Annotated in this window: 18 protein-coding genes and 3 tRNA genes; 10 read left to right on the plus strand and 11 right to left on the minus strand. The window is 68.1% G+C overall.

The window, feature by feature from the left end:
- Positions 1-56: 56 nt before the first annotated feature.
- From rplA to NTM_RS01700, 11 genes are all read right to left on the minus strand, one after another.
- Positions 57-770: a 50S ribosomal protein L1 gene (rplA, locus tag NTM_RS01650; RefSeq protein WP_163765232.1), complete on the minus strand. Its 714-nt coding sequence runs from the start codon at positions 768-770 to the stop codon at positions 57-59.
- A gap of 95 nt (positions 771-865) precedes the next feature.
- Positions 866-1294: a 50S ribosomal protein L11 gene (gene rplK / locus NTM_RS01655; protein WP_083145972.1), complete on the minus strand. Its 429-nt coding sequence runs from the start codon at positions 1292-1294 to the stop codon at positions 866-868.
- A gap of 42 nt (positions 1295-1336) precedes the next feature.
- The gene (gene nusG, locus NTM_RS01660) at positions 1337-2164 is read right to left on the minus strand and encodes a transcription termination/antitermination protein NusG (protein WP_104862102.1); all 828 of its coding nucleotides are present in this window, start codon (positions 2162-2164) and stop codon (positions 1337-1339) included.
- Between the two features lie 45 nt (positions 2165-2209).
- Positions 2210-2656 (minus strand): preprotein translocase subunit SecE, encoded by a 447-nt coding sequence (gene secE, locus NTM_RS01665; RefSeq protein ID WP_163765233.1) that lies wholly within the window; start codon positions 2654-2656, stop codon positions 2210-2212.
- A gap of 88 nt (positions 2657-2744) precedes the next feature.
- Positions 2745-2817: transfer RNA gene (locus NTM_RS01670), tRNA-Trp, on the minus strand.
- Between the two features lie 184 nt (positions 2818-3001).
- Positions 3002-3532: a (3R)-hydroxyacyl-ACP dehydratase subunit HadC gene (gene hadC, locus NTM_RS01675; RefSeq protein WP_163765234.1), complete on the minus strand. Its 531-nt coding sequence runs from the start codon at positions 3530-3532 to the stop codon at positions 3002-3004.
- Between the two features lie 10 nt (positions 3533-3542).
- The gene (gene hadB / locus NTM_RS01680; protein ID WP_104862099.1) at positions 3543-3971 is read right to left on the minus strand and encodes a (3R)-hydroxyacyl-ACP dehydratase subunit HadB; all 429 of its coding nucleotides are present in this window, start codon (positions 3969-3971) and stop codon (positions 3543-3545) included.
- Positions 3958-4437: a (3R)-hydroxyacyl-ACP dehydratase subunit HadA gene (gene hadA, locus NTM_RS01685; protein ID WP_163765235.1), complete on the minus strand. Its 480-nt coding sequence runs from the start codon at positions 4435-4437 to the stop codon at positions 3958-3960. The genes hadB and hadA overlap by 14 nt, the downstream gene beginning before the upstream one ends.
- 66 nt (positions 4438-4503) lie before the next feature.
- Positions 4504-4671, minus strand: a complete 168-nt coding sequence (rpmG, locus tag NTM_RS01690) for a 50S ribosomal protein L33 (protein WP_003929651.1) — start codon at positions 4669-4671, stop codon at positions 4504-4506.
- 31 nt (positions 4672-4702) lie between these two features.
- Positions 4703-4776: transfer RNA gene (locus NTM_RS01695), tRNA-Met, on the minus strand.
- A gap of 49 nt (positions 4777-4825) precedes the next feature.
- Positions 4826-4898: transfer RNA gene (locus NTM_RS01700), tRNA-Thr, on the minus strand.
- Positions 4899-5029: 131 nt separating this feature from the next.
- Here NTM_RS01700 and NTM_RS01705 point away from each other — a divergent pair.
- From NTM_RS01705 to NTM_RS01750, 10 genes are all read left to right on the plus strand, one after another.
- On the plus strand, positions 5030-5770 hold the full coding sequence (locus tag NTM_RS01705) for an MBL fold metallo-hydrolase (RefSeq protein WP_163765236.1): 741 nt from the start codon (positions 5030-5032) through the stop codon (positions 5768-5770).
- 105 nt (positions 5771-5875) lie between these two features.
- Positions 5876-6880 carry a phospholipase effector Tle1 domain-containing protein gene (locus NTM_RS01710; protein ID WP_163765237.1) on the plus strand — a complete coding sequence of 335 codons (1005 nt, stop codon included), beginning with the start codon at positions 5876-5878 and terminating at the stop codon, positions 6878-6880.
- A 211-nt stretch (positions 6881-7091) separates the two neighbouring features.
- A complete protein-coding gene (locus NTM_RS01715) occupies positions 7092-7796 on the plus strand; it encodes a crotonase/enoyl-CoA hydratase family protein (protein ID WP_104862095.1) in 705 nt (234 codons plus the stop codon).
- 260 nt (positions 7797-8056) lie between these two features.
- A complete protein-coding gene (locus tag NTM_RS01720) occupies positions 8057-8578 on the plus strand; it encodes an MSMEG_0572/Sll0783 family nitrogen starvation response protein (RefSeq protein WP_104862094.1) in 522 nt (173 codons plus the stop codon).
- Between the two features lie 19 nt (positions 8579-8597).
- Positions 8598-9494, plus strand: a complete 897-nt coding sequence (locus NTM_RS01725; RefSeq protein ID WP_163765238.1) for a carbon-nitrogen hydrolase family protein — start codon at positions 8598-8600, stop codon at positions 9492-9494.
- Positions 9487-9780 carry an MSMEG_0570 family nitrogen starvation response protein gene (locus NTM_RS01730; RefSeq protein ID WP_104862092.1) on the plus strand — a complete coding sequence of 98 codons (294 nt, stop codon included), beginning with the start codon at positions 9487-9489 and terminating at the stop codon, positions 9778-9780. Before NTM_RS01725 ends, NTM_RS01730 begins: the two co-directional genes overlap by 8 nt.
- Positions 9780-11081 (plus strand): MSMEG_0569 family flavin-dependent oxidoreductase, encoded by a 1302-nt coding sequence (locus NTM_RS01735; RefSeq protein WP_163765239.1) that lies wholly within the window; start codon positions 9780-9782, stop codon positions 11079-11081. The genes NTM_RS01730 and NTM_RS01735 overlap by 1 nt, the downstream gene beginning before the upstream one ends.
- A 7-nt stretch (positions 11082-11088) precedes the next feature.
- A complete protein-coding gene (locus NTM_RS01740) occupies positions 11089-12153 on the plus strand; it encodes an MSMEG_0568 family radical SAM protein (protein ID WP_163765240.1) in 1065 nt (354 codons plus the stop codon).
- Between the two features lie 5 nt (positions 12154-12158).
- Complete coding sequence (locus NTM_RS01745) at positions 12159-13589, plus strand: MSMEG_0567/sll0787 family protein (protein ID WP_163765241.1); 1431 nt, start codon at positions 12159-12161, stop codon at positions 13587-13589.
- Complete coding sequence (locus NTM_RS01750; protein WP_104862088.1) at positions 13571-14413, plus strand: carbon-nitrogen hydrolase family protein; 843 nt, start codon at positions 13571-13573, stop codon at positions 14411-14413. Before NTM_RS01745 ends, NTM_RS01750 begins: the two co-directional genes overlap by 19 nt.
- Position 14414: the final 1 nt, after the last annotated feature.

Below are 14414 nucleotides of genomic sequence, written 5' to 3' on the forward strand. Positions count from 1 at the left end.
AAGAAAACCCCGCCCGGCGGGCGGGGTTTCTCGTAGCGTGCTTCGGGCTCGTCGGGCTAGGCCGACTCCTCCGCGAAGTTGCGGGTCACGGCCGGGTCCACCGGGATGCCGGGGCCCGTGGTGGTCGAGACGACCACCTTCTTCAGGTAGCGGCCCTTCGACGAAGACGGCTTGGCGCGCAGGATCTCGTCGAGCGCGGCGCCGTAGTTCTCGGCGAGCGCCTTCTCGTCGAACGACGCCTTGCCGATCACGAAGTGCAGGTTGGCCTGCTTGTCGACGCGGAAGTTGATCTTGCCGCCCTTGATGTCGTTGACGGCCTTGGTGACGTCAGGGGTCACGGTGCCGGTCTTCGGGTTCGGCATCAGGCCACGCGGGCCGAGGATGCGGGCGATGCGACCGACCTTGGCCATCTGGTCCGGGGTGGCGATCGCGGCGTCGAAGTCGAGGAAGCCGCCCTGGATCTTCTCGATCAGGTCGTCGCTGCCGACCACGTCGGCGCCCGCGGCGAGGGCCTGCTCGGCCTTCTCACCGACGGCGAAGACGGCCACGCGCGCGGTCTTACCGGTGCCGTGGGGCAGGTTCACGGTGCCGCGCACCATCTGGTCGGCCTTACGCGGGTCGACGCCGAGGCGGATCGCGACCTCGACGGTGGCGTCCTGCTTCTTCGACGACGTTTCCTTGGCCAGCTTCGCGGCCTCCAGCGGCGTGTAGAGCTTGTTGCGGTCCACCTTCTCGGCGGCTTCGCGGTAGGCCTTGCTGTTCTTGCTCATTGATGTCTCCAGTTCAGAGTTGTGGTCGGCGGGCCGTAGCTGGCCCTCCCACGCTTTCGTACTTCTACTCGACCGTCGTCTGGTCGATCCGCAAGCTACTCGACCGTGATGCCCATGGAGCGGGCGGTGCCTGCGATGATCTTCGCCGCGGCGTCGATGTCGTTGGCGTTCAGATCGGACTTCTTGGTCTCGGCGATCTCGCGGACCTGGTCCCAGGTGACCTTCGCGACCTTGGTCTTGTGCGGCTCGCCGGAACCCTTCTGCACACCGGCTGCCTTGAGCAGCAGCTTGGCGGCGGGCGGGGTCTTGAGTGCGAACGTGAAGCTGCGGTCCTCGTAGACGGTGATCTCCACGGGGATGACGTTGCCGCGCTGCGACTCGGTCGCGGCGTTGTACGCCTTGCAGAACTCCATGATGTTCACGCCGTGCTGGCCGAGCGCGGGACCGACCGGCGGGGCGGGGTTGGCCTGCCCGGCCTGGATCTGCAGCTTGATCAGCCCGACGACCTTCTTCTTCGGGGGCATGGCTGTGCTTTCCTTCTTTTCTCTCGCCGGGCGGGTGCCCGGTTAAATCTTGGCGACCTGGTTGAAGGTCAGTTCGACCGGCGTCTCACGTCCGAAGATCGACACCAGCACCTTGAGCTTCTGCTGCTCGGCGTTGACCTCGCTGATCGATGCGGGCAGCGTCGCGAACGGGCCGTCCATGACGGTGACCGACTCGCCGACCTCGAAGTCGACCTCGATGACGGGCCGCTCGATACCACCGGCCTCCGAGGTCGCAGCCGCCGCAGACGAGGCGGCCGCCTTGCCGGGCTTCTTCGCCGCGGCGGGCGGCAGCAGGAACTTGACGACGTCGTCCAGCGACAGCGGCGACGGACGCGACGTCGCGCCGACGAATCCGGTCACACCGGGGGTGTTGCGCACCGCGCCCCACGACTCGTCGTTGAGCTCCATGCGCACCAGGATGTAACCCGGCAGCACCTTGCGGTTGACCTGCTTGCGCTGGCCGTTCTTGATCTCGGTGACCTCTTCGGTCGGCACCTCGACCTGGAAGATGTAGTCGCCGACGTCGAGGTTCTGCACGCGGGTCTCGAGGTTGGCCTTCACCTTGTTCTCGTAGCCGGCGTACGAGTGGATCACGTACCACTCGCCGGGCTTGAGACGCAGTTCCTTCTTCAGCGCGACCGCGGGATCCTCGTCCTCTTCGGGAGTGGCCTCTGCGGCGGCGTCCTGGTCGGCACTCTCGCCGGCGTCGGCACCTTCGATGACATCGGTGACCTCGGCGGGCGCGGCGTCCTCGTCGCTGCGCACAGCGTCGGAACCGGCCTCGGCGTTGGTGTCGTCAATGGTGTCGACGGTGTCGCCCGTGGGCGCATCGCCGTCGAAGCTAGTCACGTGTCAGTCCTCTCTCAGTTTCTTTCCTGGCGTCCCGCTCGGGGATCAGGCGAAGACCCAGGTCACAAGCCTCGCAAGGCCGAGGTCCACCCCGCCGATCAGCGCCACCATGAAAATCAGGAAGAACAGCACCACGGTCGTGTAGCTGATCATCTGTTTACGGTTCGGCCAGATGACCTTCTTGAGCTCGCCGACAACTTCCTTGAGGTAGTTGACGATGTAGGTGATCGGGTTGCGGGACGGGCCGTCCTTGGGCTTCTTGGCCGTCTTCTTCTTGGCCTTGGGCCCGCGGCCGTCGTCCTTCGATCCGGAGCTCTCGGTCTCGGGCTTCTCGTCGGCAGTTGCCTCGGCATCGACGGCACGCCGTGACCGCTTCCCGGTGGGCCGCAGGGGCCGCGTCACCACCGCGGTCTGACCGCCGGTGTCGCCATCGCCGGTCTCCGTGCCGCTGTCGGTGTCCGCGGAGCTGACACCGTCGCGCTCGTCGCTCACCGCATGCTTCCCGTCTGTTCGTCCTTAGTGATCCACTCTCCAGTATCCAGAACCGGAATGTGGCCACTCTGTCGAGTATTCAGTTGCGCAGGGGCGACAGGACTTGAACCTGCAACCTGCGGTTTTGGAGACCGCTGCTCTGCCAGTTGAGCTACGCCCCTTCAGGGGATCCCTGCAGGGCCCACACAGATCGCGCGCTCCCCGTTCGCTCGATCAGAGCCTGCGGACAGCGCGCTTAACTGGGAAAACCCCGAAGCCTGAGTGTAGCGCGCCGTGGGTCCGAGTTGCTAATCCGCACCATCTCGGACTCCCGGCGACGCGCGATCGCCGATGGCGGCGGGCCTTCTACTGCGCGGCCTCGAGCTCGTCGTGGGTCACGGGCTTGCGCACGACCTGGCCGGTCTCGGGATCCCAGCCCGCGGAGATCGAGTTGTCGCCCTCGTGGCCCATCAGCGTCGTGAACGCCTCCATCACGACCTCGCCGGCGTCGTCGGTGAGCTCGTTGCGGGTGGTCACGATGTCGGCACCGAAGCGCTCGTCGACGCTCTCGATGAACATCGTGGCGTGCAGGACGTCACCCTCCTTGATCGGCCGGTGGAACAGGAACTTCTGGTCCACCTGCACGATCTGCATGGTCTCGAAACCGATGTCGACGTGCTGGAAGAAGTGCCGCTGGGTCATCACCGCGAGGATCGACATGAACGTCGGGCCCGCGACCAGACCGGGATGGCCGAGCTCCTGGGCCGCCTCCAGGTCCAGTGACGCCGGATCGGTGGCCTTGACGGCGTTCGCGTACTGCCGGATCTGTTCGCGGCCGACGACGAAGGCGTCGGGGTACTTCCAGACCATCCCGCGGATGTCGGTCTTGAGTGCCATCGGTACCTCCCTACGCGAGCGTCGCGACCGCGATGGCGCGCCCGAAGATCTTCTTGCCGCCGGACGTGGCCGTCAGCGCGATGGTCACGTCCTTCGATTCGGGGTCGACGGATTTCACCCGGCCGTTGAACACGATCTCGGCGCCTGTGCCGTCGTTGGGGACGGGTACGACGGCGGTGAACCGCACGTTGTACTCCTTGACCGCGGCCGGGTCACCGACCCACGAGGTGATGTAGCCGCCGCCGACGCCCATGGTCAGCATGCCGTGGGCGATCGCGGTGTCCAGCCCGACCTGCTTGGCGATCTCGTCGTCCCAGTGGATCGGGTTCAGGTCGCCGGATACACCCGCGTAGTTGACGAGGTCGGCCCGCGTCAGTGGGATGACCTTTTCCGGCAGCTTGTCGCCGACCTTGACCGAACTGAACTCACGCAGTGCCATCTGTGAAGCCACTCTCTCCGTCTTCTTCGCTACGACCCGCCAGCGTGGTGTAGCACTCCTGCACGACTTGGCCGTCTTCTGTGCTGACGATGTTCTTGGTCACGATGAGGTCCGTGCCGTGCGCTTTGCGGACCGAGTCGATCCACACGTCGCAGTAGAGCTTGTCGCCCGCCTTGATGGGCCGGACGAACCGGATGGCCTGGTCGACCTGGACGATCTGCGCGTCAGAAATGCCGATACCGGCGGCGTCGAACATCGCCAACTGCGCCTGGTATCCGAACACCGAGATGAAGGTCAGCGGCGCCGGCAGCGAGTCGTGGCCCAACTCGGCGGCAGCGGCTTCCTCGAAGTACGCGGGATCGTCGTTCTTGACCGCCACGGCGTACTCGCGGATCTTCTCGCGGCCGACGGTGTAGAAATCGGGATACCGGAAGTGCGTTCCGACGTATCCAGCCAGCGACGACACGACAGTGAACCTACCTGGTCGGCCTCGGTGACCGCGATACGACGGTGCCGGGCCGGATCCGGGTCGCTAGCGCGACTCTTTGTGGGCCTGGTGCTTACCGCAGTTCGGGCAGAACTTCTTGATCTCGAGGCGGTCGGGATCGTTGCGGCGGTTCTTCTTGGTGATGTAGTTGCGGTGCTTGCACACCTCGCAGGCCAAGGTGATCTTGGGCCGCACGTCAGTACTGGAGGCCACTGTCGTCTCTTTCTTCTACGGTCGTGTGTTGTAGCGGTGGGGGGGCTCGATCCCCCGACCTCACGATTATGAGTCGTGCGCTCTAACCAGCTGAGCTACACCGCCCCGGACGGATCCGAGCTCAAGCGAACTGACCGCCACCCGGTTCCCACCGAGCCCCCTAACGGAATCGAACCGTTGACCTTTTCCTTACCATGGAAACGCTCTGCCGACTGAGCTAAGGGGGCCTGCACTCGCGCCACAGCGGCGAGCCTTAAAGAGGGTACAGTCTCACCGATTCCGACACCAAACCGCAGGTCAAAGTGTGCGTTTTCGGGCGGTTCCCGCTGTTTGGGGCTCTAGTGCCTACGCTGTGCGCATGCCCGCCACGGATGACCCCGCCACGGAGAACACCGACCGCCTCTACTTCAAGCAGCTGCTGTCCGGGCGCGATTTCGCCGCCGGCGACATGATCGCCCAGCAGATGCGCAATTTCGCCTATCTGATCGGCGACCGCGAGACCGGCGACACCGTCGTCGTCGACCCCGCCTACGCCGCCGGGGATCTGGTGGACGCGCTGGAGGCCGACGGCATGCACCTGTCCGGAGTGCTGGTCACCCACCACCACCCAGACCATGTCGGCGGCTCGATGATGGGGTTCACGCTCAAGGGCCTCGCCGAGCTGCTGGAGCGGGTCAGCGTCCCGGTGCACGTGAACGCCCACGAGGCCGACTGGGTCGCGAACGTCACCGGGATCGCGCGCAGTGAGCTGACCGCTCACCAGCACGGCGACAAGGTCGCGGTCGGCGCCATCGACATCGAGCTGCTGCACACCCCCGGTCACACCCCGGGCAGCCAGTGCTTCCTGCTCGACGGGCGCCTCGTCGCGGGCGACACCCTGTTCCTGGAAGGGTGCGGGCGCACCGACTTCCCCGGCGGCAACGTCGACGACATGTTCCGCAGCCTGCAGGCCCTCGCCCAGCTTCCCGGCGATCCGACGGTGTTCCCGGGCCACTGGTACTCCGCCGAGCCGAGCGCGCCGTTGTCGGATGTGCGCGGCAGCAACTACGTCTACCGGGCCCGCGATCTGGACCAGTGGCGGATGCTGATGGGCGGCTGACGAGCCGCCCCGCGTGGCCCGGAGTTCGGCGTTCCGGCCCCGTCCGCCCCCGGTTCTGGCAAACTCGATGCCAGCGCTGTCGCCTAACCCGCGCCGGGGGTCCTCGTGAAGAACATCGCGCTGTGCTTCGACCGTGACCGCGACCTCGACGGTGCCGAGAATCCCACCAATGCCGCGCTGCTGGCGCAACTGCTGCTGCGCACCGACGACCAGCTCGTCTGGTCCGCCGGCCCCCGCCGCGGCGACGTGGACGAGGCCCGCGCGGCCATCGTCGAGGCGTACGGGTTCCTCGTCGACCATTGGCGGCCGGGCGACCGGATCTTGTTGTTCGGTGCCGGCCACGGCGCGACCTGCGCGCACTCGCTGGCCCAGCTGCTCGGCGCCGTCGGGGTGCTGGGTGACGACGACGTGGCCGGCTGGTCGGCCGAGGACTTCCGCGGCTACGTGCTCTCCACCTACGTACTGCCCCGCACCTGGCGCGATGCGGCCGACTGGGCGCACATCGCCGGGTTGACGGCAGCCCTGTCCGGCCGCTCCGAGGCCGGTGCCGACGTACATTTCCTCGGCATGTTCGATGCCGCGGGCTACCCCGGCACTCCCCTCGGGCGAGAGCCGTCGCGGCTACCCCGCGTGCGCGCGGCGCGGCACGCGCTGGCGCTGGACGGCGCACCGCGACCGCGGGCGCCGCGGCTGCCCGACGGCCCCGAGTCCGTGCGCGAGGTCTGGTTCCGGGGCGGGCACCGCGACCTCGTCGGCGGCCACCGCGCGTGCCCACCGCTGGCCGGAATCGCATTGGACTGGGTGCTCGACGGTGCTGTCACCGCCGGGGCGATCGTGGGGTGCGGCGTCGACGGCCACCCCGCTCCGATGGCCGCCGACGCCTTGGCCGGGCATGCGCACACCGTGGCCGTCCGCAAAGTTCCCGACGGCGCTGCGGTGCATGCGAGCGTGCAGAGCCAGTTGCGGGCGCATCCGTCCTATTGGCGGCACCTGCCCGCGCGGGTGGCGTGGACGGATCCGGACTGGGCGGCGCGCGCGGAACGACTCGTGCCGGGCTCCGTGACGCCCCCGTCCGTCACGGAGAGCCCGGCACTCGTCGCGGCTTCCTGAACCCCCACGTTCCAGGAAACCGATTGGCTGCGGGTGACCGCGTATTTCGCATCCCCTGGGATCCGAGTCGCGGTAACCCCTCGTGTACCGCGCGAATCTGACGCTATGCAGTCGCACGGCGACCGGCCTGAGTAATGCACTACTTCTTCTGCGCAGTAGTCGGTCCGGCCCGCTTACGTAGTGTCGGCGTGAGCGCTGTTACGTTTCCCTCATGACCGACTCCGTCTCGTATGAGTTCGCCGACTCCGTGGCCACGATCACCCTCGACGACGGCAAGGTGAACGTGCTCGGGCCCGCCATGCAGGCTGCGATCAACGGGGCGCTCGACCGCGCCGAGGCGGACAAGACCAAGGCCGTCGTGCTGGCCGGCAACTCCCGGGTGTTCAGCGGCGGTTTCGATCTCTCGGTGTTCCAGTCCGGCGATGCCGCCGCCGCGCTGGGCATGCTCTCCGGCGGCTTCGAACTGTCGCTGCGGACGCTGACGTTCCCGGCGCCGGTGATCATCGCCGCCACCGGGCCCGCGATCGCGATGGGCTCGTTCCTGCTGCTCTCCGGCGACCACCGGATCGGCCAGCCGAAGTCACGGTGCCAGGCCATCGAGGTCGCGATCGGCATGACGATCCCGATCTCGGCGCTGGAGATCATGCGCGCCCGGCTCACCCCGGCGGCCTTCGAGCGGGCCGCCGCGCTGGCGACGACGTTCGCCGGTGCCGACGCGGTGGCCGCCGGCTGGCTCGACGAGATCGTCGACGCCGATCAGGTGCTCCCCCGGGCACAGCAGGTGGCGGCCGAGGCGGCGGCCACCCTGCACACCGGCGCCCACCTGGCCACCAAGCTGAAGGCCCGCAAGGGCGCAATCGAGGCGATCCAGGCCGGGATCGACGGCCTGGCAGAGGAATTCACCCTCGGCACCTGAATCGCCTCTGCCGCGAAATATCATTCCGGGTTGCGGCCTGGGCGATATAGACAGCCGTGGGTTAACGCTCAGCGCATCGGCAAACTCTCACGCCCGGGTGTTTCCACCGCGTTTCCCCGGTGAACTCTCCCTAACGAATTCGTAGTCCATCGGCAACCAGTGCGCAATCGCGCAGGCCTGTACTTGAAGCGGCCGCCGATACTCGGCCCTCGGGCATCGTCGCCACGAGAACGTAACCGCTACGAATCCCGGGAGCCTTTATGCCTTTTGACGCCACGATCGCGGAGAACATCGCCACCTCGCTCGCCGAGATCCCCCACCCGTCACTGCCCAAGGGCTCCAACATCTACGGCGGCACCAAGATCTTCCCCGACTACAAGGCCGAGAACGGCGAGAGCTACTTCACCCTCGTCCACGGCATCGCCCACGAGTCGTCGGTCAGCTTCGTCGCGGTGCTGCAGGCCACCCGCGCACTTCGGAAGGGCTTCGAGTCGGCGATCTACTTCTACGGCCCCGGGGCAATCAACTGCCTTGCCACCCGCGGCTTTCCGACCACCGGAGACTCAGGATTCCCCGGTGAGCAGAACATCAACGACGCGCTCGGGACGTTCATCGGCGAGGGCGGAACCGTGTTCTGCTGCCGCTTCGGACTTGCCCTGCACGGCGGCCGCGAAGAGGACCTCATCGAAGGCGTCATCCCTGCACACCCACTGGACGTACAGGACGCGTTGATCCACTACGCCCGGAAGGGCGCCATCATCAACTCCACCTACATGGTCTGAAGCGGGATGGAGCGCGACCATGACGAAACTCGCGGCCGTCTCGGCGAACTTCACCCGCGACCTCGAACAGAACTACGCACTGATCGCAGCCCTGGTCGATGAGGCCAGAGCCCGGGGCGTCGATTATCTGGCCTTGCCCGAGGCCGCGCTCGGTGGCTATCTGTCCTCACTCGGCAACCACGGCGACACGGTGAAGACCGCGCAACAGTCCCTGCCGCCGGCGATCACCCTCGACGGCCCGGAGATCGCCAGGGTCCAGCACATCGTCGGTGACCTGGTGGTCGCGATCGGCTTCTGCGAACTCGCCGAGGACGGACACACCCGGTACAACGCCGCCGCGGTGCTCGACGGCGGAACCGTCTACGGCTCCTACCGCAAGGTGCACCAACCGTTGGGCGAGGGCATGTCGTACTCGGCAGGTGACGGCTACCGGGTCTTCGACACCCCCGTCGGCCGAATCGGTCTGCAGATCTGTTACGACAAGGCCTTTCCGGAGGCCGCCCGGATCATGGCGCTGCAAGGGGCACAGGTGATCACCAGCCTGTCGGCGTGGCCCGCAGCGCGCACCGCGACCGCCGAGAACCTGCAGGAAGATCGGTGGACCTACCGGTTCAACCTGTTCGACACCGCCCGGGCACTCGACAATCAGGTCTTCTGGGTGGCGTCCAACCAGAGTGGCACCTTCGGTTCACTGCGCTACGTGGGCAACGCGAAGGTCGTCGACCCCGGCGGGAACATCTTGGCGACCACACATCTCGGCAGCGGTATGGCGGTCGCCGACGTCGACATCGAAGAGACCTTCCGCACCATGCGGGCCGGGATGTTTCACCTGCGCGACCGCAGGCCCGACGTCTATGGTCCGGTGACCGAAGCCGGGACCCCGGCCGTGGTATGGCAGGCCTTCGAACATGCCTGAGATGACGTTCCACGTGCGCTGGCCCGACGGCGTTGAGCAACAGTGCTATTCACCGAGTCTGGTGGTGCACGACCACCTCAGCGTCGGCGCCACCTACGACGTCGCCGAGTTCGTCGCCCGCACCACCCTTGCGATGGCAGAGGCCGGCGATCGCGTGCGCGCCCGGTACGGATTCGCTTGTACCGCAGCGGCGGCCACCGCCCGGGAGATCCGGCGCACGGCGTCCCGCTATCCCGCCGACGCTGCCATCCGGGTCATTGCGATGAACCCCGACAAGGAGTCCTGATGACCACCGCCGCATCACACACCACGGTCGCGATCATCGGGGGCGGCCAAGCCGGTCTGTCGGTGAGCTGGTACCTGAGCCGCGCCGGAATCGACCACGTGGTGCTGGAAGCCCACACCCCCGTGCACGCGTGGAGTGACAGCCGTTGGGACAACTTCACCCTCGTCACGCCGAACTGGCACTGCCGGCTGCCGGGCTACGCGTACGACGGACCCGACCCGGACGGCTTCATGACCCGCGACGAGGTGGTCGACTGGCTCGGCGGCTGGCTCGCCACCTTCGAGGCACCCGTGCGTCCGCACACCCGGGTCTCCCGGTTGCGTCACGGCACCGACGGTGGCTTCGAGCTCACCCTGCAGACCGCTGCCGGGGAACAGACACTGGCGTGCGAGCACGCCGTGATCGCCACCGGCGGCTATCCGATCCCTGTCCTGCCCCCTTTCGCGGGCGCACTGTCGCCTGCGGTCTCTCAGATCCATTCCGAGCAGTACCGCAACGCCGGGCAACTGCCCGACGGCGCCGTGCTCGTCGTCGGCACCGGCCAATCCGGCACCCAGATCGCCGAAGACCTCCACCTGGCAGGCCGGCAGGTGCACCTCGCGGTCGGGAATGCCCCCCGGGTGGCCCGGTTCTACCGCGGCAGGGATTGCATGACATGGCTTTCCGACATGGGGCTGTACGACAAAACCGCCGCCGAGTACCCGGGCGGCAAGGCGGCCATCGAGAAGACGAACCACTACGTCACCGGACGCGACGGCGGCCGTGACATCGATCTGCGCCGCTTCGCCGCCGAAGGCATGATGCTCTACGGCACACTCACCGACGGGCACGGCGGTTCGCTGCGGTTCGCACCGACCCTGCGGCGCGCACTCGATCACGCCGACTCGGTGTACAACTCGATCTGCGCGGACATCGACGCCCACATCGCGAGAACGGGCGCCGATGCCCCGCCTCCGAGCCGCTACACCCCGGTGTGGGAGCCCGAGAGCGAGCCCGCCGCACTGGATCTCGCGGCGGAGCAGATCGGCGCAATCGTCTGGGCGATCGGTTACCGGCCCGACTACCGGTGGATCGAGGTGAGCGCGTTCGACGGTGGTGGCCGCCCGATGCAGAACCGGGGCGTGACGACGGTGCCGGGGCTGTCCTTCGTCGGGCTGCCCTGGATGCACACCTGGGGATCCGGGCGGTTCCTCGGCATCGACCGAGATGCGCGGCACATCGCCGCGACGATCATCGACAGTGAGAACAGCAAGGTTCGCCGCAGCGCCTTGCGTACCCCCAGATACGCAGAGACCGCTTAGGAGAACCATGACCCCGTCCCCCGGCTCCACCCGCGTCGATCTCGCGCTCCTCGGCATCCGCGGGCGGCCCCCGCTGCACCGCACCGCGGGCGCCGGGCCCAGCGACGACGGCCACCTCGTCATCGACGGTCTGAACGCCGCGATTCCCCGGAACCCGCAGAGTCCGTATTCGTTCGACGGCCAGAGGATCCTGTTCGACGGATACGACACCGGTGTGGACGTCGAGGTGATCGAGCGCCCGAAGTTCTACGATCTCGTCACGGTCGACGGGGTGCCGTACGAGAAGCTGGCCCGGCTACACGGCCGCAACGTGCTGGCCACCACCGTGGTGCAGACGTGCATCCGCTACTCCCCCGACCAACGCTGCCGGTTCTGTTCCATCGAGGAGTCGCTGCGCGCGGGTGCGACGACCGCGGTGAAGCGACCCGGCGAACTCGCCGAGGTGGCCCGTGCCGCCGTGCGACTCGACGGCGTGACCCAGATGGTGATGACCACCGGCACCTCGGCGGGACCGGATCGCGGTGCCCGCCATCTGGCCCGCTGTGTACGGGCCGTGAAGGAAGCGGTTCCGGGACTTCCGATTCAGGTGCAGTGCGAACCTCCGGCAGATCTGGCCGTGCTCACCGAGTTACGGGAGGCCGGCGCGGACGCGATCGGCATCCACGTCGAATCGCTCGACGACGAGGTGCGTCGCCGGTGGATGCCGGGCAAGGCGACGGTGCCGTTGCACCGGTATCGGGCGGCGTGGCGTGAAGCGGTGAGAGTCTTCGGCCGCAACCAGGTCTCGACATATCTGCTGGTCGGCCTCGGCGAGGACCCCGAGGAGCTGATCGCCGGTGCCGGCGACCTCATCGAGATGGGTGTGTACCCGTTCGTGGTGCCCTTCCGCCCGCACCCCGGGACGCTGGCCGTCGACGTCGACGGGGCGCATGCGCCCGACGCCGCGGTGGTGGAGAAGGTGTCCCGCGAGGTCGCGCACAGACTGCGGCTGGCCGGTATGGCCGGCGCGGATCAGAAAGCGGGTTGCGCGGCATGCGGCGCCTGCGGGGTGCTGCAGAACATGGGAGGCTGAAAAATATGCTTTCTCAACGTTTTTCGCCTTACCGCGGCGATCTGTCGATCCTGGCCGGCTCACGCCCGGCCGCTCCCGGCCAGTTCCTGATCCATCGGGCCGACGCTGACGAGGTGGCCCAGTACCGGCGGCTGCGCCGCGCGTCGTTCGTCGTCGAACAGGGAATGTTCGCCGGCTCCGACCGCGACGACGTCGACGACGACCCGCGCACCGTCGTGCTCGTCGCGACCGGCGCCGACGGCACGGTGCTCGGCGGGGTACGCCTCGCCCCGGCCTGTTCACCCGATATCGGCTGGTGGACGGGGAGCCGTCTGGTGGTCGACCGGTCCTCTCGTGCAACGGGATTCGGACCGGCACTGATCCGTGCCGCGTGCGCCCATGTCGAATCGGCTGGAGCGCTGCGCTTCGAGGCGACTGTGCAGCGCCGGTACGTGGCGATGTTCGTCGGGCTCGGCTGGACCGAACACGGCGCGTGCGTGGTTGCGGGCCGACCGCACGCGGTGATGCGATGGTCACCGGATCCCATTGCCCGCGCGGTATCGGCGACGAAGGCGTTCCTCGGCGAGGTGCTGGAACCGCTGCGCGCTGTGCCGAACGGTCTGGGGCCTGCAGGTTTCGTCGGCGACGACGGAGTACCGGTGCCGGGTGGTGACGTGGTGGCCGCCTGCGACGCGATCATCCCGTCGATGGTCGAACGCGATCCCGAGTGGGCGGGCTGGTGTTCGGTGCTCGTCAACGTCAACGATCTGTCGGCGATGGGTGCGGCGCCGACGGGCCTGCTCGATGCGGTCGGCGCCCCGAACCGGTCCGTGCTCACCCGGATCGTGCGCGGCGTGGCCGACGCCTCGCGGGCCTGGCGGGTCCCGGTGCTCGGCGGCCACACCCAGCTCGGGGTGCCGGCATCGTTGGCGGTCACGGCCTTCGGGCGCGCCGCCGACCCGGTCCCGGCCGGCGGCGGATCGGCCGGTGACACCTTGCGTCTCACCGTCGACCTGGCCGGCGGCTGGCGTCCCGGCTATCACGGCCGGCAGTGGGATTCCACCAGCCACCGCACCCCCGGTGAGCTGTCCCAGATGGCGGCGTTCGTCGCCGCGACGCGTCCCCGCGCCGCCAAGGACGTCAGCATGGCGGGAATCGCGGGGACGGCCGGCATGCTCGCCGAGGCGAGTGGTGTCGGCGCCGAGATCGACGTCGCGGCGGTGCCGCGCCCGGCCGCCGCCGAGATGGGCTCGTGGCTGACCTGCTTCCCCGGATTCGGCATGTTGACCGCAGGGGCGATCCACTCCGCCGCTCTGCCCGACGGCGTCGCCGATCAGGTGTGCGGCAGGCTCACCGGGGAACCGGGGGTGCGGCTGCGTTGGCCGGACGGCGTGGTGACGACGGTCGTCGCGGGCGAGGTGACCGGCCTGGGAACCGCGTGTCCCCGGTCACGGTAGGAGCCGTCGCGGCGCACTTCGGACGCGACGTGGACCGCGCCGTCGCCAAGGTGACCGGCATCATCGAGGCCGCCGCCCGCGAGGGCACCGATCTTCTGGTGTTCCCGGACGCATGCCTGGGCGGCTACATCGGCGATCTGCGCTCACCCGACCCGGCCGATCCGCCGCCGGCGCTGGATCCGGACGGGCCCGAGATCGGCGCGGTGATCGCCGCCGCCGGGGCGATGACGGTGTGTGTCGGCTACGCCGAGGCCGCCCCGGGCGGTTCTCGCTACAACTCGGCGATCTGCGTGTCGGGTGACGGTGTCCTCGGCACCCACCGCAAGGTGCACCAACCGGCCGGTGAGTCGCTGACATATCTGGCCGGTGACACGTTCACCGCGTTCGACACACCGGTCGGGCGCCTGGGCATGCTGATCGACTACGACAAGACGTTCCCCGAATCCACGCGTGCGCTGGCCCTCGACGGTGCGCAGATCATCGCGGCGCTGTCGGCGTGGCCGGCCAGTGTCACCGATCGGGCGTCATCGCTGCCCGCAGACCGCCAGTCGCGGTTGTTCGACCTCTACGACTGCGCCCGCGCCGCCGAGAATCAGGTGGTGCTGCTGTCCGCCAACCAGACCGGCGTGATGGGATCGCTGCGTTTCCTCGGACAGGCCAAAGTGGTGGGACCCGGCGGCGAGGTGCTGGCGACCACGCGCTCCAAGGGCGGGCTGGCCTGCGCACGGATCGACGTCGACGCCGAAATCGCCCGCGCCCGAAAGGTGTTGAACCACCTCGCGGAGCGCAGGGTGGACACCTACTCGGTGACCTCGCGGAGCTGAT

This window comes from Mycolicibacterium parafortuitum, assembly GCF_010725485.1.
Lineage (GTDB): Bacteria > Actinomycetota > Actinomycetes > Mycobacteriales > Mycobacteriaceae > Mycobacterium.

Bases quoted from the DNA above. Each gene is read 5' to 3' on its own strand.
- NTM_RS01705 (WP_163765236.1), top strand. From the start codon at position 5,030: ATGCCCGCCACGGATGACCCCGCCACGGAGAACACCGACCGCCTCTAC.
- NTM_RS01740 (WP_163765240.1), top strand. From the start codon at position 11,089: ATGACCCCGTCCCCCGGCTCCACCCGCGTCGATCTCGCGCTCCTCGGC.
- NTM_RS01715 (WP_104862095.1), top strand. From the start codon at position 7,092: ATGACCGACTCCGTCTCGTATGAGTTCGCCGACTCCGTGGCCACGATC.
- rplA (WP_163765232.1), bottom strand. From the start codon at position 770: ATGAGCAAGAACAGCAAGGCCTACCGCGAAGCCGCCGAGAAGGTGGAC.
- NTM_RS01730 (WP_104862092.1), top strand. From the start codon at position 9,487: ATGCCTGAGATGACGTTCCACGTGCGCTGGCCCGACGGCGTTGAGCAA.
- NTM_RS01720 (WP_104862094.1), top strand. From the start codon at position 8,057: ATGCCTTTTGACGCCACGATCGCGGAGAACATCGCCACCTCGCTCGCC.
- NTM_RS01735 (WP_163765239.1), top strand. From the start codon at position 9,780: ATGACCACCGCCGCATCACACACCACGGTCGCGATCATCGGGGGCGGC.
- hadB (WP_104862099.1), bottom strand. From the start codon at position 3,971: ATGGCACTGCGTGAGTTCAGTTCGGTCAAGGTCGGCGACAAGCTGCCG.
- NTM_RS01745 (WP_163765241.1), top strand. From the start codon at position 12,159: ATGCTTTCTCAACGTTTTTCGCCTTACCGCGGCGATCTGTCGATCCTG.
- rplK (WP_083145972.1), bottom strand. From the start codon at position 1,294: ATGCCCCCGAAGAAGAAGGTCGTCGGGCTGATCAAGCTGCAGATCCAG.
- NTM_RS01725 (WP_163765238.1), top strand. From the start codon at position 8,598: ATGACGAAACTCGCGGCCGTCTCGGCGAACTTCACCCGCGACCTCGAA.
- hadC (WP_163765234.1), bottom strand. From the start codon at position 3,532: ATGGCACTCAAGACCGACATCCGCGGGATGGTCTGGAAGTACCCCGAC.